Below are 23,157 nucleotides of genomic sequence, written 5' to 3' on the forward strand. Positions count from 1 at the left end.
CCGACTCAAACCGTCGGCATTTTTATGTCCCCTCTAGTAGGGTTGCCCAAAGTGAGCCATTAGTGAACTACCAAATAATTACCCAGCCTAACGACCTACAACGTGTATGCCTTGCCGCGCGAGATGCCGATGTGGTGATGCTCGATACCGAGTTTGTCCGAGTGCGTACCTTTTACCCACAGCTCGGATTGATCCAGCTTTATGATGGTGAAAACCTCTCTTTAATCGACCCACTTGCCTTTGATGACATGGCCCCTTTTGTCGAGCTACTGCAAGACACCTCCGTGCTCAAAGTGCTGCATGCGTGTGGTGAAGATCTCGAAGTGTTTCATAATGCATTTGGCTGCACACCGTTTCCAATGGTCGATACACAAATAATGGCAGCCTTTCTCGGCCATGGACTGTCTACCGGATTTGCCGCATTGGTTAATGAATTCTTAGGGATTGAAATTGATAAAAGTGAATCGCGTACTGATTGGTTAGCAAGGCCTTTATCGCAAAAGCAGTTGGATTACGCTGCCGCCGATGTGTTTTATTTGCTGCCGATTTACGAGAAATTACTTGATAAAGTGACGCAGGCGGGCTGGTGGCAAGCGGCGCAGCAAGAATCTGAACTATTGAGCGTCAAACGCATTAAACAGACTAATCCCGATTTGGCCTATTTAGATATCAAAGGGGCATGGCAACTAACACCGCAAGAATTAGCGATTCTCAAACCCTTAGCTACTTGGCGCTACGAAGAGGCGGTACGCCGTGATTTGGCGCTCAATTTTGTGGTCAAAGAAACAGACTTGCTGACTATCGCTCGTTTGGGATTGACGAGTGCAAGCCGTATGATTGATGAAGGGGCCGATCCGAGATCGATTCAACGTCACAGTGCCAAAATCATTGCATTGGTGAAAGCGGGCCAGCAGACTCCGGCTGATCAATACCCACCTAAAATCGACCCTTTGATGGACTATCCCGGCTATAAACAGTTGTTTAAACGGTTGAAAGATGAAGTTAAATCAGTGTCTCAAACCACGGGTTTAGCGACTGAATTTTTAGCCTCTAAAAAACAGCTCAACCAGCTATTGAGTTGGGTGTGGAAGAAAGAGAGAGATCCCGCGCAATTGCCGGATGTGATGCAGAGTTGGCGCTTACCTATTCTCGGTGAACGGCTCAACAAATTGGTTGAGTAAAATTGGTTAGTAAAGAGAAAGAGCCTGCAATTTTGCAGGCTCTTTTATCATAAGGATTACTTTTCTTCGTCTGGCAGTTTCACGTTCAATTCCAGCACAGAGATATCATCATCTTTGTGCTCAAAAGAGACTTCAACCATCGAAGGGTCAACCGCGACGTATTTGGCGATCACCTTGAGAATGTCTTCTTTCAATTGAGGCAAATAGGTCGGTGCAGGGTCATTTTCACTACGACGTTCGGCGACGATAATTTGCAAACGCTCTTTGGCAAGGCTTGCTGAGGTCGTTTTCTTTTGTGGTCGGAAAAACTCAAGTAGAGACATAATATTAACCCCCGAAAAGTCGTTTAAAGATGCCCTTTTTCTGCTCCGTTAGAAAACGAAACTCGACTTCTTGCCCTAATAAGCGCTCGACAGCGTCAGTATAAGCTTGGCCTGCGTCTGATTGATCGTCAAAAATAACCGGAACACCTTTGTTGGAGGCATTAAGCACCGCTTGGCTTTCTGGGATCACGCCAAGTAAAGAGATATGTAAAATCTCTTCAACATCTTCCACGCTCAACATTTCACCTTGTGTCACGCGAGTAGGGTTATAACGGGTCAATAAAAGGTGCTGTTTAACGGGCTCTAACCCTTGCTCTGAGCGCATTGATTTGGAATCCAAAATCCCTAAAATGCGGTCCGAGTCGCGCACGGAAGAGACTTCAGGGTTCGTCGTTACAATCGCTTCATCAGCAAAGTACAAAGCCATCAACGCGCCTTGCTCAATACCTGCTGGTGAGTCGCAAATGACGAAATCAAAGCCCATTGTATCGAGTTCATCCAAAACGCGCTTTACGCCCTCTTTGGTGAGCGCATCTTTATCACGGGTTTGTGAGGCAGGCAGGATAAACAAGTTTTCGGTGCGTTTATCTTTGATCATCGCTTGGTTAAGTGTCGCCTCACCGTTGATGACGTTGACAAAGTCGTACACCACGCGGCGCTCACAACCCATGATTAAGTCAAGGTTACGCAGACCGATATCAAAATCGATGACCGCTGTCTTTTTACCTTTTAAAGCCAAGCCAGAAGCAATTGCTGCGCTTGAGGTTGTTTTACCAACGCCGCCTTTTCCTGACGTTACAACAATAATGCGTGCCATTATGTTTTCCTTGTTAATTTTAAATCGTGAGCGTTTCAAAATGCAGTGAATCATCAACCATGCTGAGCATCACTTTCTTCTGCCAAAACTCACTTTCAATTTGATCGCTAAGCCAATAATTTCCAGCAATGGAGACCAGCTCTGCTTGTAAATCGTGACAAATAATTTTTGCTTCCGTTTGGCCGCTGGCACCGGCAATGGCCCTTCCGCGCAGTGAACCATGAATGTGAATTGAACCATCGGCGATCACTTCGGCCCCCGCGCTGACGTGATTGAGGATCACTAAATCGCTATCTTTGGCATACACTTGCTGGCCAGAGCGAATGGGCGTGCGAATCACCTTGGTTGGCGCGATTTGAGCGGGAGCTTGAGAAGGCGACTTGCTTGCTGCCATCACGGCAAAGCCAGCTTCTGAGGCTAAGTTTTGGCTGCGTTTATCACGGCAACCTGTCACACCGACCGGGATCATTCCCGCTTCAGTGATGCCTTGTTTAAGTATCGCAAAATCAATATCGCCAATCACTTTAGCAATATTGATCACTACAGGTGCAGAGGCAAAAAAAGCAGGAGCTTGGGCGACTTTTTCCTTGAGAAACTCAACGGTATTGGCAACTTCACTGTCGCAAAGGTGTAACACTGACAAAGTAAAACTGCTACCTTTTAGGTCAGGAGTATTCGACATCTTATATTGACCTCAATAACTAATGGCTTCACTAGAAAGGGCGTTGCCTGAAACTAGGGTTGTCATGTTATATTCCCTGACTTAGCTCAGCAAGTTATCTTGCGGTCAAATGTTTGTTTTAATCTCAAATTTGGTAAAAGTTTAACGTTTCTAACTTAATTGGCTCGAAAAGCCAGTTTATTACAATAAAAGGTTTGTCATGCTTTGCTCTATCTACAAAAGCTCTAAAAAAGAAGGTACCTATCTCTATATCCCCAAAAAGGATGACTTTTCACAGGTTCCTGACACATTAATGGCGATGTTCGGTAAACCTACTTTAGTCATGGTAGTGAAACTGGAAGGGCGTACACTTGCCCAAGTGAACATTGAAAAAGTAAAAGAGTCTCTAGAAAATGAGGGCTTTTTCCTACAGTTACCGCCACCGCCACAAAATTTATTAGAACAATATAAGCAGCAAAAGGCTCAGCAAAAAGATAGCTAAGTTTTCAGCTCAAGGAGGACGATTTGAGAAAGTTATTGTCAGTCGTATTGGGATTAAGCCTCTCCACGCCATTGATGGCGAATGAGGTTAGTTTTGAACACTATGTCGAAGGCTTGAAGCAGCAAGCACGAAATGAAGGCATTTCAGAGCAAATTTTAATCGATGCGTTTAAAAATGTGGAGTACAAGCCACGTGCTGTGACGGCCGATCGCAATCAACCAGAAAAGAAACTGACGCTGGATGAATATATCCCACGCGCGGTTCCAGAATGGAAAGTGAACCAAGCAAAGGCGCTGTATGAAAAGCACTATGCAGAGCTTAGCCGCATTGGCGAACAATATGGCGTACAGCCGCGCTTTATCGTGGCTTTGTGGGGCGTAGAAAGTAATTTTGGTGCGTTGACCGGTGGTTTTAGTGTTATTGATGCGCTGACGACTATGGCTTATGACGGTCGTCGAGAAGAATTTTTCCGCAAGGAGACGATGGCCGCGTTGCAAATTCTACAGCAAGGTCATATCCAAGCCGATGAGATGAAAGGCTCATGGGCTGGCGCGATGGGACAATGCCAGTTTATGCCGAGTTCGTTTTTGGCGTTCGCTTCCGATGGTAATGGCGATGGCAAAAAAGACATTTGGCGCTCAAAGGAAGATGTATTCGCGTCGACGGCCAATTATCTCAGCCAATCGGGATGGGATGATAAATACACTTGGGGCCGTCAAGTTAAAGTTCCGCATGGCTTTGACCGCACTTTAGAAGGGCGACAACCCGAAAAAGGGAAGTCACTGAGAGAGTGGAACAAGCTCGGTATTACCCGTTACGAAGGTAAACCACTGCCTAATTTAGACAACGTTCAAGCTTGGCTTATCATGCCAGATGATGAAAATGGCCGCGTTTACTTGGTATACAACAACTATAATGTGTTGATGAAGTGGAACCGTTCATATTATTTCGCCCTCGCGGTGAGCCATTTGGCGGATAGAATTACCTATTGATTTGAACCTTAATTGAACGCAAAGGGCTCATCATGAGCCCTTTGCTATTTCTGGAGAGTGTGTGCTAGTTGAACGTGCAGGGCAAATGGTGATATTTGCTGCGTTAATCAAACATCAAGGCTTTACCGCTGCGGCCAAAAGCTTAGGCGTATCAGTATCGCATGTTAGTAAGCAGTTGGCCTTACTGGAAGCCTCGCTCGGGGTGAAGCTCGTTCAGCGAACCACTCGCAGCTTCACCACAACCGAGGCTGGAGAGGCTTTTTATCGCCATTGTATTGCGGTCGTTGGGTTGATGGATGCTGCGCAGTCTGAAATGGAAAGCCAGCGTGATGAGGTGTCTGGGCTGATTAAGCTTGGTCTTTCACAGTCGTTTGGTTCTTTGCACATTTTGCCAGCACTGGAGGCGCTTCGTCAGCGTTATCCAAAACTGCAAGTGGAAGTGCATTTGTTCGATTATCGAGTCGATATGCTCGAAGAAGGGCTTGATTTGTGGGTGACCAACAACGAGCATCTACCCGAAGGTTACGTGGCGCAACGTCTCGCCGATTGCCAGTTTGTGGTTGCCGCGTCACCGGAATACTTATTAAACCATTCAACCCCTCAGACACCCGGTGATCTGTTAGGTCACAACTGTCTTATCTACCGTAGTTGGGAGCGAGATTACACCAGTTGGTCGTTTGCCAATCCAGAGCAAAAGGTCAACATCAATGTGTCGGGTAACTATTCGGTGGATTTAGCCGAAGCCGTCCGTGACGCCGCCGTGGCAGGGTGGGGTGTTGCTTACTTGGCGACTTATTTAATTCGAGATGAATTTCGAACTGGTAAACTGATCCAGTTGTTGCCAGATTGGCACGCAAATCAAAGTATGCCTTTTTATGCGGTTTACCCGAGCCGACAACATATGCCGAAGAAAACCTCAGCCGTGATTGAATTTATCAAGGCTTTAATCGGTACACCTTGCTACTGGGATACTCAGTTAGAGCCTTACATCCGTTTGACAAAAGTGTAATGAGTACGAATTATTATTTCCAAACTCAGAAACATCTTTTCTATATGGAAAATATAAGCCTAGGCAATCGTTTAGCTTGTTACAAATCAACAGCTTGAAACAAGAGGCTTAAGGCTGCTATTTTTAAGCACACCTCTGTAACATTTGCGACTTGCGCATTCGTTTTCGCACGATAGAATGCGCGCCTTTCCTATCCCCGTTATCTGGATTGACAGCAAATGAACTCATTACTTGGCGTCGTCGCCATCTTATTTACGGCTTGGCTACTTTCTACCAATAGAAAAAACATCCAACTTAGAACCGTGTCGCTCGCTTTTTTATTGCAAGTAGGCTTTGCACTATTGGTTCTGTATGTCCCTATGGGGAAAGAAGTGCTCAACAGTGTCACGGGTGCGGTGTCGAATTTGATCAATTATGGGCAAGAGGGAATTGGCTTTCTCTTTGGCGGTTTAGCCAATGGTAGCGTTGGTTTTGTGTTTGCGATTAATGTGCTTGGCATCATCATTTTCTTCTCCGCTTTGATCTCCGGTTTGTACCACATTGGTTTGATGCCTAAAGTGATTAATTTGATTGGCGGTGGTTTGCAAAAATTATTGGGTACGGGGCGTGCAGAGTCACTGTCGGCCACGGCGAACATTTTTGTCGGCATGATTGAAGCGCCGTTAGTGGTTAAGCCCTATTTAAAGCACATGAGTGATTCGCAATTTTTTGCGGTGATGACGTGTGGCTTAGCCTCGGTTGCGGGCGGTACGTTAGTCGGCTATGCCTCACTGGGCGTTAACCTTAACTATCTTATTGCGGCGGCATTTATGTCAGCTCCAGCTGGTTTGTTGATGGCGAAAATTTTGCTGCCGGAAACCGAAGCGCAAAGTCAGCAGGTGGCCAACGAAGAGGTTGAGATACCAAAAGCAACCAATGTGGTTGAAGCCGTAGCTGATGGTGCAATGTCTGGGCTTCGTATCGCGGTTGCGGTTGGGGCAACATTACTGGCCTTTATCAGTGTGATTGCGCTACTCAACGGCCTATTGGGCTGGGTGGGCGGTTTGTTTGGCTTAACTCTTAGTTTTGAGTTGATTTTAGGCTACCTATTTGCTCCAGTTGCGTGGCTGGTGGGTATTCCATGGAGCGAAGCGATGACGGCAGGCTCACTGATTGGTAATAAAATTGTCGTGAACGAGTTTGTCGCTTTTATCCAATTGATGGACGTAAAAGATTCGCTCAGTGAACATTCTCAAGCGATTGTGACTTTTGCTCTGTGCGGCTTTGCCAATGTTTCGACTATGGCAGTATTGATCGGTGGTTTGGGCAGTTTGGTGCCAGAGCGTCGCAGCTTCATCTCTCAATATGGTTTTCGAGCGATCAGCGCTGGCGTGCTGGCTAACTTGATGAGTGCTGCGCTTGCTGGGGTTATTTTGTCGCTATAAACGTAGCGTTTCTATTGGTTACGAAAACCCACCATACATTTTGTATATTCGATGCCGGCTAATAGAGCCGGCATTTTTATCCATCCACCTCACCAAAATAATATTGGCCATATCAATTTCTCAACGACGTGTGATTAGGTGAGTTCGTGAAGTCCGCCGAAAAAGATTTGCAAGCGGTGTTGATGTTAAAATCATGCCGTGATTTTGAGCTGAGATAATTAAAATTATCAGTTATTTAGAGTGCAATTCTCGTCCTCTAGCTTATTAGTTATATACCCTGCCTACTTGATGTTGCTTTGTCTCGCGTATTGCAGGCCACCACGTCAAGTTACTTGGGAACGGGTTAATTATTCATAAGCAAAGGAGAGAACAATGAGTTCTTATCTACTCAGAGCCGCCATCATTACAACGTTAGGGATAAGCTACCAAGCTCAAGCCTATAACTGTGATGGCTTGGGCTCTTGGGATACGGCCGCCATTTATACGTCCGGTGATAAAGTGACGCAATCTAACGCAGCCTATCAAGCTAACTATTGGACGCAGGGAAATGATCCTGCAAGCAATAACGGCCCTTGGGCATTTTGGCTATCACTCGGGCAGTGTGACAGCGGTGGTGGCAATGTTCCACCCACGCTAAATCTCGTTTCTCCTGCCAATAATGCACAAATCCCACAAGGCAGCTTAATCACGCTGCAAGCCACGGCGTCTGATAGCGATGGTAGCGTGGCACAGGTTGAATTTTTGATTGATGGCGTGTCGATCGCCGTCATCACACAAGCGCCTTTCCAAACCGATTGGACTGCCGCTTTAGGCGCAACCCAAGTGACTGCAATTGCCACTGATAATCAGGGTGCGACTACATCAACAGCGTCAACCATCTCGGTTACGCCTGTTGGTGGTTTAGTACCTCCTTCCATCTCCTTAACCAGCCCAACAGGTGCTGAGCAGCTAGCGGCTGGTGACTCATTGACGCTAAGCGCTAATGCCACCGATTCGGATGGAACCGTCACGCAAGTTGATTTTTATGTGGATGGACAACTCGTCGCTTCAGATACTTCAGAACCTTATGCCCACGATTGGACTGCTGTCTCAGGCTCTCACACCTTTAAAGCCAAAGCGACGGATAATGATAACCAAACGACTCATAGCCAAGAGGTCGCCTTAGTTGTATCTGGAGGCTCAAGTGGTGGTTGTGCAGGTTTAGCAACCTATATGGCGGGTAGCAGTTACGCTGCGGGCGAATTAGTGCAAAACAATAATCAAAAGTTCCGTTGTGATATCGCAGGTTGGTGCTCTTCCAGCTCAGCGTGGGCCTATGAGCCGGGCAAAGGAGGTTATTGGCAAGAAGCGTGGACAGGAATGGGCGCGTGCGCCACGCCACCTACCGTTTCATTGACAAGCCCTGCTGATAATGAAGTGATTCTGGCTGGTTCTACCATCCTGCTCAGTGCACAAGCTAATGATGCCGATGGCAGTGTAGTACAAGTGGAATTTCTTGCTGATGGCACGAGCCTTGGCGTAGTAAACCAATCGCCTTATTCGGTTGAGTGGGTTGCGAGCAAGGTCGGAAGTACCACACTCAAAGCCATCGCAACCGATAATGACAATAATAGCGCTGAAAGTCAGATTAACGTTTCAGTGAGCGATCAAGCGTTAGTGGTGTCGTTAACATCGCCAACGTCAGGGCAAACCGTCGGTTTAGGTAAACCAGTCAATATTGCTGCCAATGCGACGTCACTCACTGGTGCTGTTTCTAAAGTCGATTTCTTAGTGAATGGAGCGGTGGTCGCAACTGATACTAGTGCGCCTTATGCCTACACTTGGACACCTACGGCTATCGGCGAATACACAGTGGCTGCGCAAGCTTATGATGCAGGCAGTAGTGTATTGTCAGACGCAGCTGCCGTGAAGGTGGTTGAACAGACACAGAAAAAGCACAAATTGATCGGTTACTGGCATAATTTTGTCAATGCTGCTGGCTGCCCAATGCGTCTCGCTGATATGTCTGATGCGTGGGATGTGATCGATATTGCATTTGCCGATAATGACCGCAACAGTAATGGAACCGTGCATTTCAATCTTTTCGCAGGCGATGCGCATAGTAGCTGTCCCGCCTTAGATGCTACCCAGTTCAAGCAAGATATGGCGGCCTTGCAAGCCAAAGGCAAAGTTTTTGTTTTGTCACTTGGTGGCGCTGAAGGCAACATTACGCTCAATACTGACAGTGATGAAGCGCACTTTGTTGATAGTTTGACGGCGTTGATCAAAGAGTGGGGTTTTGATGGCTTGGATGTTGATTTAGAAAGTGGTTCTAACTTAATGCATGGCTCGCAAATTCAAGCGCGCTTGGGCCGGGCATTAAAGCAAATTGAAGCCAACATCGGCGGTGATATGTACCTGACCATGGCACCAGAACACCCTTATGTTCAAGGAGGAATGGTGGCTTATAGCGGCATTTGGGGAGCGTATATTCCTATCATCAATGAGGTTCGTGACACACTCGATCTACTTCATGTCCAGCTCTATAACAACGGTGGGTTACCAAACCCTTATCTACCGGGTGCAGCACCTGAAGGTTCGGTGGATATGATGGTCGCTCAATCAAAAATGCTGTTAGAAGGGTTTGATTTGGCCGATGGTTCACGCTTTGAACCACTGCGTGACGATCAAGTTGCAATCGGTTTGCCTTCTGGCCCGAGCTCTGCCAACTCTGGGCAAGCGCCCACGCAAAACATTCTTGATGCGTTGGACTGCTTAACCAAGGGAACCTCTTGCGCGACGGTGAAACCGAGTTTCAACTACCCTAACTACGGTGGTGTGATGACATGGTCTATTAACTGGGACGAACACGACGGCTACAATTTCTCTACGCCAATAGGCAACAAACTGACGCAAATGAATAATGCCCAATAAAGGCTAAGTTGGTTTATAACGCAAGAACCCCAGCGCAGTGCTGGGGTTCTTTTTGGCTCGCTGATCATAGCTATCAATAACCACTAGCAATAATCAATAACAAGATCAGTTGTTGGGGTGAAATTGCTCGCACGCCAACAGGGTGTTTTCAATCAAACTGGCCACCGTCATTGGCCCGACACCACCCGGAACAGGGGTGATCAAGCTTGCTTTGGTGCGCGCTACATCGTACTCGACATCGCCAATCAGCTTGCCTGACTCCAAGCGGTTGATGCCCACATCAATCACCACGGCACCTTCTTTAATCCATGCACCGGGAATGAAATTGGGTTTACCAACGGCCACCACCAACAAATCAGCTTGGCGAACATGGTGCTCTAAATCTTTAGTGAAGCGGTGGCATGTGGTTGTGGTACAACCAGCCAGTAGCAGCTCTAACGTCATTGGTCGGCCGACAATATTGGATGCGCCCACAATCACCGCATGTTTACCACGCAGTTGAACGTTATAGCGCTCAAGCAAAGTGATGATCCCTTTGGGCGTGCAAGAGCGCAGTTTAGGAATGCGTTGGGCTAAACGGCCCACATTGTAAGGGTGAAAACCATCGACATCTTTTTCAGGAACAATGCGTTCAAGCACATGGGTTGTGTCAATCCCAGCAGGTAAGGGCAGTTGCACTAAAATGCCGTCAATTTCAGGGTCGGCATTGAGCTCATCGATTAACGCCAGTAGCTCCTCTTCACCTGCAGTGGCTGGAAGATCATAGGATTTAGAAACAAAACCTACTTCTTCACAAGCACGACGTTTGCTGCCGACATACACTTGTGACGCAGGATCTTCTCCCACCAGCACCACCGCTAGCCCCGGAGCTCGAAGACCCACTTGAGTGCGAGCTTTTACCCGCGCCGCTACTTCAGAGCGAACCGTCTGGGAGATGAGTGTCCCATCAATATTTTGAGCAGTCATGGCTTTCCTTACACATTGGTCGCAAATATTTTTGGGCGCATTGTCGCAGATATTTAAAGTAACATCTATAAGCAAACGTTTGCTTTGTTCTGTTTTTCGTCACATGGTTAGCGAATGGCAGTTTTTTAGGCATTTGAAACAGAATGTTAGAGAAAGCGATTGATTTACGGAGTTCAACTCGTATAATCCTGTCCCTGTAGCGCGCCCTTAGCTCAGCTGGATAGAGCACGTCCCTTCTAAGGATGTGGTCGTAGGTTCGAATCCTACAGGGCGCGCCATTTATTCAAGAAAGCCCCGATAACTCAAAAAGTTGTCGGGGCTTTTGTTTTTCATGTTCATCCGTTCGGTTTTTTACTCCGATGGTACTTTTGTGCAGAGTGTTGATAATTTCATCGCTTTCATCTTATTACATCTTGCTCCCACTGGCTTCGCAAAACGCACCTTCTTAGCTATCCCACGAATATTTTGTGCCACACTCTGTATGAAATTTAATTCATATGGAGGGCGCGTAATGAATCTAACCAAATCTTCTTTAGTGACATGGTTTATCTGTTTTAGCCCAATAGTGGTAAGCCATCAGTTGTATCCTGATGTCGATACTCCACGACTTAACGAAGAGCAGCTTGCAGAGAGCCAACTGCCATTTTCTCTGATTAGCGATGATGAGTTTGTTTTTCGACCTCATCAACGTCCTTTCAATATTGAAGATTTTATTGGTATCCATCAGCCACATTGGCTTGAGCTTGTCGAGTCGATTAGCCATTGGGCTGGGGCAACGGGGGTTGATCCTCGAGTGTTATTGACCACTTTAGCGTTATTAGAACAAGAGAGTGCTTTGGATCAAAGCTTGGACGATAGACAGCGGCAGATCAAAGATATTGCGAATCAACTGTCTCAGCGTTTCTATCACTATCAAGAAAGTTCATCGGCTCTTCAATACAATGCTGCGACGTTAGCGGTCATGCAGCAATTGAATCGGGTGGATGATTGGGCGTTATGGAAATCGCAATATGAGCTTTGGTTTGGTGCTTTCAGCGAGCCACAAAACACACCAGCTCCTATGCGTATGGGAAACCTCATTGCTTCGCCTAGCGAGGGGTTTATGCAGTGGCCATGGCGCAAAGGGTATCAGTGGATACCTAACGGTACGCATGCGCACAGTGGCTCAGGTTTTCCGCTTTCTTCGATCGACGTTTCTTACGATTGGCCAGCTTGGGGCGCGCCAACTTACAGTGTAACGGCCGCGCATGATGGCTACGTGTCGGTGATGTCTCGGTGCCAACTGCGCGTGACGCATCCAAACGGTTGGGCGACGAACTATTACCATATGGACGGAATCCAAGTCGCGAATAATCAGTGGGTGACGAAAGACAGTAAGTTGGGTGTTTATGCTAATCAGCGTTCCATTGCTTTGTGTGAAGGTGGATCGTCCACCGGCCCTCACTTGCACTTCTCATTGCTTTATCAAGGGCGTTTTCAATCTTTACAAGGTGTGAGTTTTGGGCCATATAAGGTTCAGACTGGGCGATATAGTTACGATAATCATTGCCAATATACATGGCTGTATGACCAACGTAAGCAACAGAAAGTCTGCTTATGGCAACCTATTTATAATTAAGGTTCACGCTGAAATGTTGTGATGGAAAATGTTGGTGCAAGGTTCTCTTACACCAACATTCATTTTGTGCTCAACCGATTTGTTGTGTCGTGAGCCGATCACTGACTTATCGTTCTTTAACGACGAAACGAACGGTTACGTGCGGAACGCTCTTTATGGGCAGAAGCCGCTTTAGCCTGTGAGTTTAAAATGGAATCAACCGTCAGCTCCATTGGCTCTTTAGGTTTGAGGCCATGTGGGAAAGTGCGCGCGCGCGGTGGCAGATCATATTCTTCAGCTGAAGCGCGTGGCATACGTTTAAAGCGATAGAGGTAGAAGTTTTCTACTTTCTCTCTCGCCCAATCGGTTTTATTGAGATATTTCACGCTGCTGGCAACCGATGGGTTGGTATGGAAGCAGTTAAAACGCATTGCCGTATCGAGAATATCCCAACCGTAAAAATCCACTAGTTCTTGCAGTAATGTTTCTAACTTAAGACCGTGTAATGGGTTATTTCTTTGTAATTCAATTCTTTCTTCTTCAGTCATCATAACGAGTTCCTAAGTAGTTCACTAACCGAGGCCAGCAGGGGTGTATGGTTTTCGTTGGTTTTTTATTCAAACAACGTGGCATCACGAATGATCATCTCTTAACACGCTAGTTTAAGGGGCCGCATTCTAACAGAATTCAGTGGCCCTCCCTAAGATTATCGTGCGGAAGATCAGCGTTGTTTGATTGGTCAGATTTTTCTGCGTTCAATAAAAAGGACATAGCGCTTAAAGAGCTTGGATTGTCGTCTTTACACAGATTTACTTGTTACTTCATCTACTTTACGTTGTGATTGTTACTCTTAGATAACCTTTATATTTAAGTGGTTATTGTGATGAGCAGAGTAAGCAAAACGGTATTGATTGTGATGGTGGTTGTCTCGGTATTATGGATGCAAGCCGAGCCAACGCTTTTGGTGTCTGAAAACCTCTTCAAGTGGCGATCGGCTTTTATCCAGTGGTCAGGCATTTTGGCCATTGTGGCGATGTCATTGGCTATGGTGCTGGCGCTTCGTTTGCCCCTTGTTGAACAGTGGACACAAGGAATCGATAAAGGTTATCGGATACACAAATGGCTGGGCATTTCGGCCACGTTGCTTGGTTTATTTCACTGGCTTTGTTACCAGATACCGAAATGGATGATCGCACTTGAGCTCCTGACTAAACCTAATCGGCTCAATGGCTCTGGCCCACAGGGGAACTTGTCGGGTTTTGCGCTTTGGGTAAAAGAGATGCGCCCGATGGGGTTAGCCATTGGCGAATGGGGGTTCTACTCATTATTGCTGCTGGTGGGTGTATCACTGTGGCTAACCATTAAATACAAACCGTTTCGCTTATCGCACCGTTTGATGGCGGTGGTGTACCTTTTGCTGGCTGGGCATTCGGTATTATTGTTGAAAAAGGCGTATTGGGGCTGGCCGATTTATTGGTTAGTGTTGATGTTTATTGCGCTTGGCTCCGCGGCAGCAGTCTACAGTTTGCTTGGATTTGTGGGCCGAAATGCACGTTATTCAGCGAAGATTAGCGCATGCCACTACTGCGCAGCGAGCCAAACGTTAGATTTAAGAATTAAGATGGAGAAACCTTGGCCCGGACACAAAGCAGGGCAGTTTGCCTATTTGAGTTTTGTTGGCGAAGAGCCACATCCGTTTACTATTGCTTCGTACAATGAGGCTAATGAGCTGCGATTTTTGATCAAAGAGCTCGGCGATTTTACCACAGGCCTTTATAAGAGAATTACCGTGGGTGAGCCGATTGAGGTCGAAGGTCCATATGGACGATTTGAGTTTTATAGTGATAGGCCACAAGTCTGGATTGGTGGCGGTGTCGGCATCGCTCCATTTATGGCTGGGTTAGATTATTTACACACGGTAAAAGCGCATCCGGCTACTTATCTGTTCTTCTGCTGCCATCATGCAGAGCAAGCCCTGTGTGATGAGCTTAAGCAGAAAGCATTGCGTGCAGGTGTCTCCCTCACAGTGATTGATTCAAGCATTGCTCCGCATTTGTCTGCCGAGACTATTGCTCGCCAGTGTGGTGATTTAAGCGGTTTTGAGTTTTTCTTTTGTGGCCCTGTTGCGTTTTCACGGACTTTAAAACAGGCGTTGAAGCCTTACCATGTAGACGTTGAAGCTCAGTTCCATGAAGAGTTGTTTATGATGCGTTGAGCATTTGTTGTGAAATGACCAAGCCCCATGTTTTCTAAGAATTACAGCACGAATAACAGCCTGAACAACAGATAGTGGCCTTGCGAAAAAGAATAGATAAATCAAGTCACTTACTTGAATAAAATTCATATTGCAGTTCAATGTTATTCACTATGATCTTGCTCACGGTATGCTTCAATGGCACTGACCAATAAAGCATTATGGATACGATATTATGAGCAAATTAACCCTTCTTGATGGTGGCATGGGGCGCGAATTAAAAAGAATTGGTGCTCCTTTTTCTCAGCCACTTTGGAGCGCGCAAGCGCTGATTGAATCTCCACAACATGTCCGTTTAGCTCACCAAGGATTTATTGATAGCGGTGCCGACATTATCACGGTGAATAGCTATGCGTGTGTCCCTTTTCACTTGGGCGAGTCACTATATCAAACCGATGGTGCAAGGTTAGCGAACTTAGCCGCGCAGATTGCTGCGGAAGTAGCACAACAGTCAGAACGTCCGATTTTAGTGGCGGGTTCTATGCCACCGGCTATGGGAAGCTATCGGCCTGATCTCTTTCAAGCCGAAGTCGCACGAGCGATTTCACTCACTTTGTATCAAGCACAAGATCCTTATGTGGACGTCTGGTTAGCGGAGACGATTGCCAGTTTAGAAGAGTTGAGCATGGTTCAATCGGTGTTTGCCTCATCAACGAAGCCTTGCTATTACGCACTGACTCTGAAAGATGACTCTAATATCGCACAATTGCGTTCTGGGCAGTCGGTCTCTGAAGCGGCAGAACAAATCTGCTCTGCGGGTGGGGCGGGCATTTTCTTTAACTGCTCAATACCTGAGGTGATGGCTGATGCCATTCAACAGGCGAAAACCGTGTTGGAAGGCCGAGCGCAAAAGATTGAAATCGGCGTTTATGCAAACAGTTTTACGCCGATTAAATCGGATCACGCTGCCAACGAAACCGTACAAGCCATGCGTGAGTTTAGTGCAGAAGATTATCTCGCATTTGCCAAGCAGTGGTATGCCCTTGGTGCAACCGTGATCGGCGGATGTTGCGGCATCACCCCTCGCCATATTCAAGCACTTTATGAATGGAGGCGCAGTTTTGAAAAATCTTAATTATGGATTGGCTTTTCCTGCGATTGCGTTAGTGCTTGTTTTGTTAACGGTATCTGCGCTTTATCCAGCCACCTCTCAAGCGATGGCGGCGCAAGCTATGGGCTGGGTGAGCCACTGGTTTGGCTGGTTAGTACAGATGGCAAGTTTGGTGTTAGTGGTTTTTTTACTGTGGCTGGCGTGTTCGAAATACGGCCGCATTCGTTTAGGTGAAGAAAAGACCGAATACAGTAATTTTTCTTATGGCGGGATGATTTTTACCGCTGGCGTTGGAGCGTCACTCATTTACTGGGCGATAGGTGAACCGATGTATTACTTACAATCGCCGCCGTTATTTGCTGAGCCCAATAGTTATCCTGCTGCGGCATGGGCCGTTACCTACTCTATTTTTCATTGGGGCATTACAGGCTGGGCGATTTACTGCTTTCCAGCGATTCCGTTTGCTTACGCATTTTATGTACAAAAAAAGCGCACGTTAAAAGTTTCCAGTTTGTGTTCTTCGGTAGTGGGTGACCATCCTTTGGTGGCAAAAAGTATCGATCTATTGTCGATTTTTGGTACGTTGGCCGCGTTTGCTAGCTCGCTGGCCTTAACTGTGACCTTGGTCAGCACCGGTGTGGCAGAGCTGTTACAGATTGAGAATAGCCTTGGCTTACAAGGCGCAATCATTGTGCTTTTTGTGGCTGCGTTAGTGGCTGTGATGGGGGTTGGTTTTAACCAAGGCATCAACGCGATTTCTAACTGGACAGTCAGCATGGCGGTGTTGTTTGCCCTGTTTGTATTATTGGCGACTCAACCTTCTTTCATTCTTAATAGTTTCACTGACTCGCTGGGCGTGATGTTGGATAATTTCTTTCGAATGTCATTGTGGACAGACCCTGTTCAGCAAAGTGGTTTTGCACAAGGCTGGACTCAGTACTATTGGTTTTGGTATTACGCGTACTTGATTATGATGGGCCTATTCATCACGCGAATTTCTCGTGGACGAACGATTCGTGAAGTAGTTTTGTACACCATCTCGATGGGCGCTTTGGGCTGCGCATTTTTTATCTCCATTTTTGGTGGCTATGCGGTGTGGGCTCAAATGTTGGGCGGTTTACCCGTTCAGGGCTGGATGGCGGAAGGTGGCTTAACCTACGCAGTGGTTTCATTGATAAAAACCTTGCCTGGGGGAAATGGGGTGCTTGGGCTATTTCTGCTCATTCAGTTTTTATTGATGCTGACCACTATGTCCAGTGCGAGTGTTGCGACGGCGATGCTCACCACCAATGAATTGGCTTTGAATGGTGATCCCGATAACCGAGTAAAATTGCTTTGGGCCTGTGCGATTGGGCTGATCAGTTTAAGTGTATTTTTGGCTGGGGGAGGGATTGAAACCATTAAGTCGCTTTGTGTGGTCGCAGGCCTTCCTATGATGTTCATTTACGCCATCATGCTCAAAACCTTTTTACATACTTTAGGCATTTTGCCCAATCAGCATGAGCGGGAATCTGATCAAGAGCCCGTGTTAATGAAAGTCACTTAAAGCAAGCCTTAACCTTATAGCGTTTAGAGCGTTTAGAGCGCTTAGCTTTATAGCGTTTAGCTCTATAGCGTTTAGCTCTATAGCGTTTAGCAAAACAAGCCAGCACGATGAAGATGCTGGCTTGTTGTATTGAAAGAAGACCAATGACTCTCTTTGAGGCTTAAATATTATTGAGAACCATGAAATGGGTCGAAAGTGGGGTGAAGTCGATCATCACATAGCTCTCTTGTTCGTTGACGAAGAGCGTCAGCGTTTGTTGATTTAGCGGGTCGAATAGAGTGTGCTCACCACAGGTTAACTGCCAATAAGTGGTCAATGCTTTAGGTAAATGCAGTTTTACGGTTTTGCCACTTGTGGCACTGAAGTTCGCGGCGATGATCAGCTTTTGTGACGGGTTAGAGCGAGCAAAGGCAAATAAGTAATCTTGCTGGTCGGAGAAGTGTTCAACATTGGCGGCGTACAGATCATGATATTCACCGGTCAGTGCGGGGCTCTGTTGGACTAAATTCAGTAATGTTGAGTAGAAATCGCGCAGCTGTTTCCCGCTCTCGCTTAATTGGCCACCATCAAATGCACCGTTATTCATCCATTTTTGGTGTTGTGGAACACCGATATAGTCAAAAATAGAGGTGCGCGAAGGCTGGCCAAAGCCGGCATATTCCGCTCCTGGTTCGCCCACTTCTTGCCCAAAATAAAGCAAGGTTGGTGAGCTGGATAAACAGGCTGAAATCAACATGGCTGGGCGTGCTTTATGTGCTTCCCCTGCAAATTCAGGCGAGGCAATTCTCTGCTCGTCATGGTTTTCCAAGAAATGCAGCATGTGATGCTCAATGTCGCGCAGTTGATATTCAATACGACCAATCTCTTTGGTAGAGCCGTGTCCTTGCATGATGGCTTTGAGACTATCGTAAAAGTCGACTTTGTCGTACAGATAGTCCATTTTCCCAAGCTGGATGTAATCGCGGTATAAATTTGGCTGATACACCTCTGCCATTAAAAAAGCATCGGGGTTGTGTAGTTTAATTGCCGAGTTGAGATAGCTCCAAAATTCAATCGGTACCATTTCGGCCATATCATAACGAAAGCCATCGACGCCTTTATCGATCCAATAAAGAGCGATATCCCGAAATTTACGCCATGAATCCGGGACACTTTTGTCTTGCCAGAAAACGGCGTGTTCAAGGTGAGATAGGAAACGGTATTGCTGCGGAAGCTCGGCAAAATCTTTGCTTCCATCAGGTTTGATGCCGTAGTTTATTTTGACGGTTTCATACCAATCATCGATGTTCGGCTTGGCTAAACGAGATCCATTGCCTGTCCATTTTGCGGGGTGTTCGTAAAACGGGGTGGCTAAATCTGGGTGGCATTCACCGCCCAACGGTAGCAATGAGGTGGGAATATCTGGCAGTTTAAAGGGGGTGTCGGGTAGGTAATAGAAGTTATTGTCCCTGGCGTATTGCACACTGGTATCATCATTTTCACCGAAATCATTGACTCCGACAGGGTTATTGAGCCCTTGATATTGGCGCGCCACGTGGTTAGGGACAATGTCGATGATGACTTTCATGCCCGCTTGGTGTGTACGCTTAATCAAGGCTTCAAATTCGTGATTACGCTGAGCTGGGTCGGCGGCTAAATCAGGGTTTATCGAATAGTAGTCTTTAATGGCGTAAGGCGAGCCCGCTCTACCTTTGACAACACTTGGGTGATCATTCTCTATTCCCCATGCACTGTAATCACCCACCAGTGCGTGATGTAAAACACCGGTATACCAAATATGAGTGATCCCAAGTTGATGAATGGCATTGAGTGCATCGTCAGTGAAGTCACTTAATTTACCGACACCATTTTGTTCTTTCGTTGCCCAAGGTGTGTTGCAACGGTTTGTATTACCGAATAAGCGCGTGAAAACTTGATAGATAGTGTATTTGTTGTAAGCCATAACGTGTCAACCTAAGCGATGATGGGATGCGAGAAATAGGAGATGAGTTGCAGGCTAATAGAAGTTGATGAAGACAGAATCATCCTTGAGTAGTGATTTTGGGGCGTAGAGAGAAAGAAGGCGTAAAAGTGTGATGCGGGAATGGTTTAGTCAACAAAATCCCACCGGGCGGTGGGATTTGTAAAAAAGCATTATGCTTATGAGCGTTTTTCTTGTTTAGGGCGAGGGCTACGACGCGGTGCACTTGAGTGCTCGTTATCACGCTTTTTCAAGTGGTAATTTAAAATGGAAATAGGCACGTCTTTTTTCGGTGTGAAACCTTCAATTTCTTTACGCACAAGCAAATGTCCTAAGCGGCTTTCAATCATGCACAAGTTTTTAAAATCATCGCGTGATACGAGCGAAATTGCTTCACCGGTTGCACCAGCACGACCGGTTCGTCCAATACGGTGAATGTAGTTCTCCGCAGGATAAGGCAAGTCGTAATTCACCACTCTTTCTAAGTTATCAATATCAATACCGCGCGCGGCAACGCCCGTTGCAATCAAAAATTGCAGTTTACCTGCTTTGAAATCGGCTAATAATTTTTCACGAACTTCTTGGCTACGGCCACTGTGAAACGCCTCTGCCGCAATGCCACGCTTTTCCAGTTGGCTCGCCAGCTTTGCCGCACCGTGTTTGGTTTCGATGAAAATCATCGCCTGTTGCCATTGGTTTTCAGTAATCAAATGGCTCAGTAGTGCGGATTTTTGATCTTTATCGACAGTGATAATCCACTGTTCAATTTGATTTGGCGTGCGGTTGTAACCAGCGACATCAATTTCAATCGGATCATTAATGGCTGATTTGGCCAACTCGCGCACTGGGCGAGAAAGGGTCGCCGAAAACAGCAAGTTCTGACGGTTTAGTGGTAGGCGATCAACAATTTTATTGATGTCTTCAATGAAACCCATGTCGAGCATGCGGTCAGCTTCATCCATCACCAACACTTCAAGCTCATCAAAATGAACGGCGCGTTGGCCATACATATCAAGCAAGCGCCCCGGCGTGGCGATCAAAATATCCACCCCTTCAATCAAGCGTTGTTTTTGTTTTTGCGAATCGACACCGCCGTACATCGCAAGGCAGGTTAAGGGCAGATACTTGGCGTATTGAGTGACGTTCTCTTCCACTTGCAGAGCCAGTTCGCGCGTGGGCGCTAAAATTAATGCACGAACACGTTTGGCGCGCTGAGTTGTTCCTTGACTAAGCATCTGCAAAATGGGCAGTACAAAGCTAGCGGTTTTACCCGTGCCGGTTTGCGCTGCCGCAATGACATTTTTACCCGTCAAAATGGCAGGGATTGCCTGTTCTTGAATCGGTGTTGGGGCAGAATAGCCGAGTTCGTGAACGGCTTTTAAGATTGGATCGCTCAATCCTAGGTTGGAAAATGGCATGCGGGCTCTCAGAGTTAAAAAGTCAAAACAGTTAGCAAGCGATGGCTTTCTCATCGTAAGGCGCTACGCCCTAATACTTTGAGTGCAACTCATCGCAAATTCGGCGCATTCTAGCATGAACTTTTCAAATGCGGTGAGATACCTCAGTGTCAGCGATTGTCTCTTTATTCAGAATAGCGCCTCGTTGCCGAGTCGCTATTCTGAGATACCAATAAGATTGTTATCAATGAGTGCGGTTAGTTGAATTGGCATCACGGAGCTTTTAGAACAAGTGGGATCTATTTTCGATATATTAACCCTACTTATTTGTCAGGGAATAGATTCATGGAATATCAGCAGCTACCGATTCAGTATACTGTGGTGAGTGCGTTAAAATTAGTCCAAAAAAATTGGCTGACTCTCATGCTGCAATCTTCACCTTTTTTGGTGGTGAATCTCTATTTCACGATTGGTGTTGTTGACTTTGATGATCCACAACAGTTGTTCACATTAACGAATGTGATTGTTTATGTGCTTTATACGGTAACGGCGGCGATGGCGACAGTGCGCTTGCATCGTTTGGTGCTGCTGGGTGAAAAATCTTGCCGTTTGAGCACAATTTTCTACTTAAGTTCGCGTGAATTACGCTTTATTGGATGGTGGGCTGCGTTAGGCGCTATGCTGTTTGCCATTCTAATCATGCCCATGTTTATCATTGGCTCGCTGGCAAATATAGTGACGATGCCAATGTGGTTAATTCAGCTTTGTATCTATGTCGTAATACTGCCTATTGGCTGGCTTATCTCTCGCTGGTCATTGGTTTTACCAGCCACAGCACTAGATCATCAACCTAGAGGTTTGAGTGTCGCGTGGCAAATGTCAAAGCCCCACGCCAAAGCACTATTTGTGTTGATAGGTGTGATCCCCATGCTCATCAATGCACTACTACAGCCCTTGTTTAATCTGCATTTTCTGCCATTGACCTTGGTACTGTCATTTGTCTGGTTAGCGGTTTGTGCGGTTGAGATTTGTGTGTTGTCGCTCAGCTTTCAGTGGATTGTGCAGCGAGAAGCGATTACCCAGAACCAAGAGTTACGCATTCCTGAATTTACCGCTTAAACAAGCCCTGTATTCACACAGGGCTTGATGAGGATTGAACGGTATTACTATTCACAAGGTGGTGATAGGTGGATTAACGCTAAGCCACCTAACGAGGTTTCACGATATTTCCGATTCATATCTTTCCCCGTCTGGTACATGGTCTCAATCACTTTATCTAGAGAAATTAAGCATTTGCTGGTCCGTTTTAGGGCCATGCGTGAAGCGTTAATCGCTTTCACGGCTCCCATTGCATTGCGTTCGATGCAAGGGACTTGAACTAAGCCACCCATTGGGTCGCATGTCATACCCAATGAATGCTCCATGGCAATTTCAGCCGCCATGCAAATTTGTTCGTTGCTGCCACCTCTTAGCGCGGTCAACCCTGCCGCTGCCATTGAGGAAGAGACTCCAATCTCCCCTTGACAGCCTACTTCGGCCCCCGAAATAGAAGCGTTGGTTTTGTACAAAATACCAATAGCGCCAGCCACGGCGAGAAAATCTTTCAACTGCTTAGTGTCAAGCTCTCGGATAAAGCGGTGGTAATACATTAATACGGCGGGTATCACTCCTGCCGCGCCATTGGTTGGCGAGGTAACCACTTGCCCTCCCGCTGCATTTTCTTCACTGACCGCGAAAGCAAACAGGTTAATCCAGTCCATGATCTCCATTGGGTCACTTTCAATCGCCGCGTTAGCTTCCAGCTTTTTGAGCAGTGCTGGTGCGCGGCGCGTGACATGCAATCCACCTTCGAGAATGCCTTCCGTTTCAAAGCCGCGCTGCATGCAGAGTGACATCACTTTCCAAATTTGATCGGCTTTGTGGTTAATCGTTTCAAGATCATGAAACGCTATTTCATTGCGCAAAACGAGACTGCCTAAACTTAAGCCATGTTTTTCGGCTTTAAAGAGTAATTCATCAGCAGAAGTAAAAGGAAATTCGACCTCCACGGGTGCATTTGCACTACCGTGTTCCAACTCTTTGGCGGTAGCAACAAAACCGCCTCCCACCGAGTAGTAAGTTTCAAAGGCTAGCGTTTCTCCTTGCGCTCCAAAAGCGGTAATCGTCATACCATTTTCATGTAAGGGAAGATTAGTATTTTGGAAGAGGAGGTCAGTTTTTAGCTGGAATGGAATGAGCTTTTTTCCCGCTAAATTAAGCTCACCGTGTTCAATAGCATGCGCTAGCGCTTGATTGGCGCTGGTGATTTTGATGGTGTCAGGCTTATTGCCCAGCAGACCTAATATTACGGCGCGATCAGTGTGGTGGCCACGTCCTGTAAGTGATAGTGAACCGTAAAGGTCAATCTGCACTCTTGCCACTTGCGTTAAATCAGCAATGATTTGGCTAAATTGATAGCCTGCAATCATTGGCCCATTGGTGTGTGAGCTAGAAGGGCCCACACCAATTTTAAAAATATCAAAAATGGATAACATCGACTTCACCTTGAATGTGACCTGTAATAG

The 23,157-nt window shown here is 46.5% G+C and carries 19 protein-coding genes and 1 tRNA gene; 12 read left to right on the top strand and 8 right to left on the bottom strand.

All coding sequences use genetic code 11. The annotated features are described in order from the left end of the window. Positions 1-62: 62 nt before the first annotated feature. Complete coding sequence (gene rnd, locus EXZ60_RS02155) at positions 63-1,181, top strand: ribonuclease D (RefSeq protein WP_277435214.1); 1,119 nt, start codon at positions 63-65, stop codon at positions 1,179-1,181. Positions 1,182-1,237: 56 nt separating this feature from the next. Here rnd and minE read toward each other — a convergent pair whose 3' ends face one another. From minE to minC, 3 genes are read right to left on the bottom strand one after another with little or no spacing between them, the layout of a single operon-like run. Then, the gene (gene minE, locus EXZ60_RS02160; RefSeq protein ID WP_010317176.1) at positions 1,238-1,504 is read right to left on the bottom strand and encodes a cell division topological specificity factor MinE; all 267 of its coding nucleotides are present in this window, start codon (positions 1,502-1,504) and stop codon (positions 1,238-1,240) included. A 4-nt stretch (positions 1,505-1,508) separates the two neighbouring features. Continuing rightward, on the bottom strand, positions 1,509-2,321 hold the full coding sequence (minD, locus tag EXZ60_RS02165; RefSeq protein WP_277435215.1) for a septum site-determining protein MinD: 813 nt from the start codon (positions 2,319-2,321) through the stop codon (positions 1,509-1,511). A gap of 19 nt (positions 2,322-2,340) precedes the next feature. Then, positions 2,341-3,003: a septum site-determining protein MinC gene (minC, locus tag EXZ60_RS02170; protein WP_013857213.1), complete on the bottom strand. Its 663-nt coding sequence runs from the start codon at positions 3,001-3,003 to the stop codon at positions 2,341-2,343. Positions 3,004-3,202: 199 nt separating this feature from the next. Here minC and EXZ60_RS02175 point away from each other — a divergent pair, with 199 nt between their 5' ends. The 5 genes from EXZ60_RS02175 (at position 3,203) to EXZ60_RS02195 (ending at position 9,822) form a co-directional block, all read left to right on the top strand. Continuing rightward, positions 3,203-3,484: a YcgL domain-containing protein gene (locus EXZ60_RS02175; RefSeq protein WP_017044579.1), complete on the top strand. Its 282-nt coding sequence runs from the start codon at positions 3,203-3,205 to the stop codon at positions 3,482-3,484. Positions 3,485-3,507: 23 nt separating this feature from the next. After that, the gene (locus EXZ60_RS02180; protein WP_013857211.1) at positions 3,508-4,476 is read left to right on the top strand and encodes a lytic murein transglycosylase; all 969 of its coding nucleotides are present in this window, start codon (positions 3,508-3,510) and stop codon (positions 4,474-4,476) included. Positions 4,477-4,537: 61 nt separating this feature from the next. Continuing rightward, positions 4,538-5,485 (top strand): LysR family transcriptional regulator, encoded by a 948-nt coding sequence (locus EXZ60_RS02185; protein ID WP_277435216.1) that lies wholly within the window; start codon positions 4,538-4,540, stop codon positions 5,483-5,485. Positions 5,486-5,703: 218 nt separating this feature from the next. Continuing rightward, positions 5,704-6,909 (top strand): NupC/NupG family nucleoside CNT transporter, encoded by a 1,206-nt coding sequence (locus tag EXZ60_RS02190; protein WP_277435217.1) that lies wholly within the window; start codon positions 5,704-5,706, stop codon positions 6,907-6,909. Between the two features lie 372 nt (positions 6,910-7,281). Next, positions 7,282-9,822 (top strand): Ig-like domain-containing protein, encoded by a 2,541-nt coding sequence (locus EXZ60_RS02195; RefSeq protein ID WP_277435218.1) that lies wholly within the window; start codon positions 7,282-7,284, stop codon positions 9,820-9,822. A gap of 105 nt (positions 9,823-9,927) precedes the next feature. On the opposite strand, the gene folD is transcribed toward EXZ60_RS02195, so the two are convergent. Further along, the gene (folD, locus tag EXZ60_RS02200; protein ID WP_194566058.1) at positions 9,928-10,788 is read right to left on the bottom strand and encodes a bifunctional methylenetetrahydrofolate dehydrogenase/methenyltetrahydrofolate cyclohydrolase FolD; all 861 of its coding nucleotides are present in this window, start codon (positions 10,786-10,788) and stop codon (positions 9,928-9,930) included. A 201-nt stretch (positions 10,789-10,989) separates the two neighbouring features. Between folD and EXZ60_RS02205 the strand changes: the two genes are divergently transcribed. Then, positions 10,990-11,066 (top strand) — tRNA-Arg (locus EXZ60_RS02205). A 233-nt stretch (positions 11,067-11,299) separates the two neighbouring features. After that, entirely contained in the window at positions 11,300-12,406 is a 1,107-nt protein-coding gene (locus EXZ60_RS02210; protein WP_194566056.1) for a M23 family metallopeptidase, read from the top strand. A gap of 116 nt (positions 12,407-12,522) precedes the next feature. On the opposite strand, the gene EXZ60_RS02215 is transcribed toward EXZ60_RS02210, so the two are convergent. Further along, complete coding sequence (locus EXZ60_RS02215; RefSeq protein WP_013857204.1) at positions 12,523-12,936, bottom strand: VF530 family DNA-binding protein; 414 nt, start codon at positions 12,934-12,936, stop codon at positions 12,523-12,525. Positions 12,937-13,268: 332 nt separating this feature from the next. Between EXZ60_RS02215 and EXZ60_RS02220 the strand changes: the two genes are divergently transcribed. The 3 genes from EXZ60_RS02220 (at position 13,269) to EXZ60_RS02230 (ending at position 17,236) form a co-directional block, all read left to right on the top strand. Further along, positions 13,269-14,600, top strand: coding sequence for a ferric reductase-like transmembrane domain-containing protein (locus EXZ60_RS02220; RefSeq protein WP_179217577.1), 1,332 nt, complete (start codon positions 13,269-13,271; stop codon positions 14,598-14,600). A 214-nt stretch (positions 14,601-14,814) separates the two neighbouring features. After that, positions 14,815-15,714, top strand: a complete 900-nt coding sequence (locus EXZ60_RS02225; protein WP_277435219.1) for a homocysteine S-methyltransferase family protein — start codon at positions 14,815-14,817, stop codon at positions 15,712-15,714. Continuing rightward, complete coding sequence (locus EXZ60_RS02230) at positions 15,701-17,236, top strand: BCCT family transporter (protein WP_277435220.1); 1,536 nt, start codon at positions 15,701-15,703, stop codon at positions 17,234-17,236. The genes EXZ60_RS02225 and EXZ60_RS02230 overlap by 14 nt, the downstream gene beginning before the upstream one ends. Positions 17,237-17,396: 160 nt before the next feature. On the opposite strand, the gene EXZ60_RS02235 is transcribed toward EXZ60_RS02230, so the two are convergent. Together EXZ60_RS02235 and EXZ60_RS02240 are read right to left on the bottom strand one after the other, a co-directional pair. Then, the gene (locus tag EXZ60_RS02235; protein WP_277435221.1) at positions 17,397-19,178 is read right to left on the bottom strand and encodes an alpha-amylase family protein; all 1,782 of its coding nucleotides are present in this window, start codon (positions 19,176-19,178) and stop codon (positions 17,397-17,399) included. A gap of 197 nt (positions 19,179-19,375) precedes the next feature. Beyond that, the gene (locus tag EXZ60_RS02240) at positions 19,376-20,614 is read right to left on the bottom strand and encodes a DEAD/DEAH box helicase (RefSeq protein ID WP_026028635.1); all 1,239 of its coding nucleotides are present in this window, start codon (positions 20,612-20,614) and stop codon (positions 19,376-19,378) included. A gap of 324 nt (positions 20,615-20,938) precedes the next feature. Between EXZ60_RS02240 and EXZ60_RS02245 the strand changes: the two genes are divergently transcribed. Next, a complete protein-coding gene (locus EXZ60_RS02245; RefSeq protein WP_199871351.1) occupies positions 20,939-21,712 on the top strand; it encodes a hypothetical protein in 774 nt (257 codons plus the stop codon). A 47-nt stretch (positions 21,713-21,759) separates the two neighbouring features. On the opposite strand, the gene EXZ60_RS02250 is transcribed toward EXZ60_RS02245, so the two are convergent. Then, positions 21,760-23,127: an L-serine ammonia-lyase gene (locus EXZ60_RS02250; protein ID WP_029189727.1), complete on the bottom strand. Its 1,368-nt coding sequence runs from the start codon at positions 23,125-23,127 to the stop codon at positions 21,760-21,762. Positions 23,128-23,157: the final 30 nt, after the last annotated feature.

It is taken from the genome of Vibrio sp. 1151_11 (assembly GCF_029478525.1).
Taxonomy (GTDB): domain Bacteria; phylum Pseudomonadota; class Gammaproteobacteria; order Enterobacterales; family Vibrionaceae; genus Vibrio; species Vibrio anguillarum.

What these genes read in the sequence shown, in the direction of transcription:
- minE (WP_010317176.1), bottom strand. Translation starts at nt 1,504, where the DNA reads ATGTCTCTACTTGAGTTTTTCCGACCACAAAAGAAAACGACCTCAGCA.
- minD (WP_277435215.1), bottom strand. Translation starts at nt 2,321, where the DNA reads ATGGCACGCATTATTGTTGTAACGTCAGGAAAAGGCGGCGTTGGTAAA.
- minC (WP_013857213.1), bottom strand. Translation starts at nt 3,003, where the DNA reads ATGTCGAATACTCCTGACCTAAAAGGTAGCAGTTTTACTTTGTCAGTG.
- EXZ60_RS02175 (WP_017044579.1), top strand. Translation starts at nt 3,203, where the DNA reads ATGCTTTGCTCTATCTACAAAAGCTCTAAAAAAGAAGGTACCTATCTC.
- EXZ60_RS02190 (WP_277435217.1), top strand. Translation starts at nt 5,704, where the DNA reads ATGAACTCATTACTTGGCGTCGTCGCCATCTTATTTACGGCTTGGCTA.
- EXZ60_RS02195 (WP_277435218.1), top strand. Translation starts at nt 7,282, where the DNA reads ATGAGTTCTTATCTACTCAGAGCCGCCATCATTACAACGTTAGGGATA.
- folD (WP_194566058.1), bottom strand. Translation starts at nt 10,788, where the DNA reads ATGACTGCTCAAAATATTGATGGGACACTCATCTCCCAGACGGTTCGC.
- EXZ60_RS02210 (WP_194566056.1), top strand. Translation starts at nt 11,300, where the DNA reads ATGAATCTAACCAAATCTTCTTTAGTGACATGGTTTATCTGTTTTAGC.
- EXZ60_RS02215 (WP_013857204.1), bottom strand. Translation starts at nt 12,936, where the DNA reads ATGATGACTGAAGAAGAAAGAATTGAATTACAAAGAAATAACCCATTA.
- EXZ60_RS02220 (WP_179217577.1), top strand. Translation starts at nt 13,269, where the DNA reads ATGAGCAGAGTAAGCAAAACGGTATTGATTGTGATGGTGGTTGTCTCG.
- EXZ60_RS02225 (WP_277435219.1), top strand. Translation starts at nt 14,815, where the DNA reads ATGAGCAAATTAACCCTTCTTGATGGTGGCATGGGGCGCGAATTAAAA.
- EXZ60_RS02235 (WP_277435221.1), bottom strand. Translation starts at nt 19,178, where the DNA reads ATGGCTTACAACAAATACACTATCTATCAAGTTTTCACGCGCTTATTC.
- EXZ60_RS02240 (WP_026028635.1), bottom strand. Translation starts at nt 20,614, where the DNA reads ATGCCATTTTCCAACCTAGGATTGAGCGATCCAATCTTAAAAGCCGTT.
- EXZ60_RS02245 (WP_199871351.1), top strand. Translation starts at nt 20,939, where the DNA reads ATGGAATATCAGCAGCTACCGATTCAGTATACTGTGGTGAGTGCGTTA.
- EXZ60_RS02250 (WP_029189727.1), bottom strand. Translation starts at nt 23,127, where the DNA reads ATGTTATCCATTTTTGATATTTTTAAAATTGGTGTGGGCCCTTCTAGC.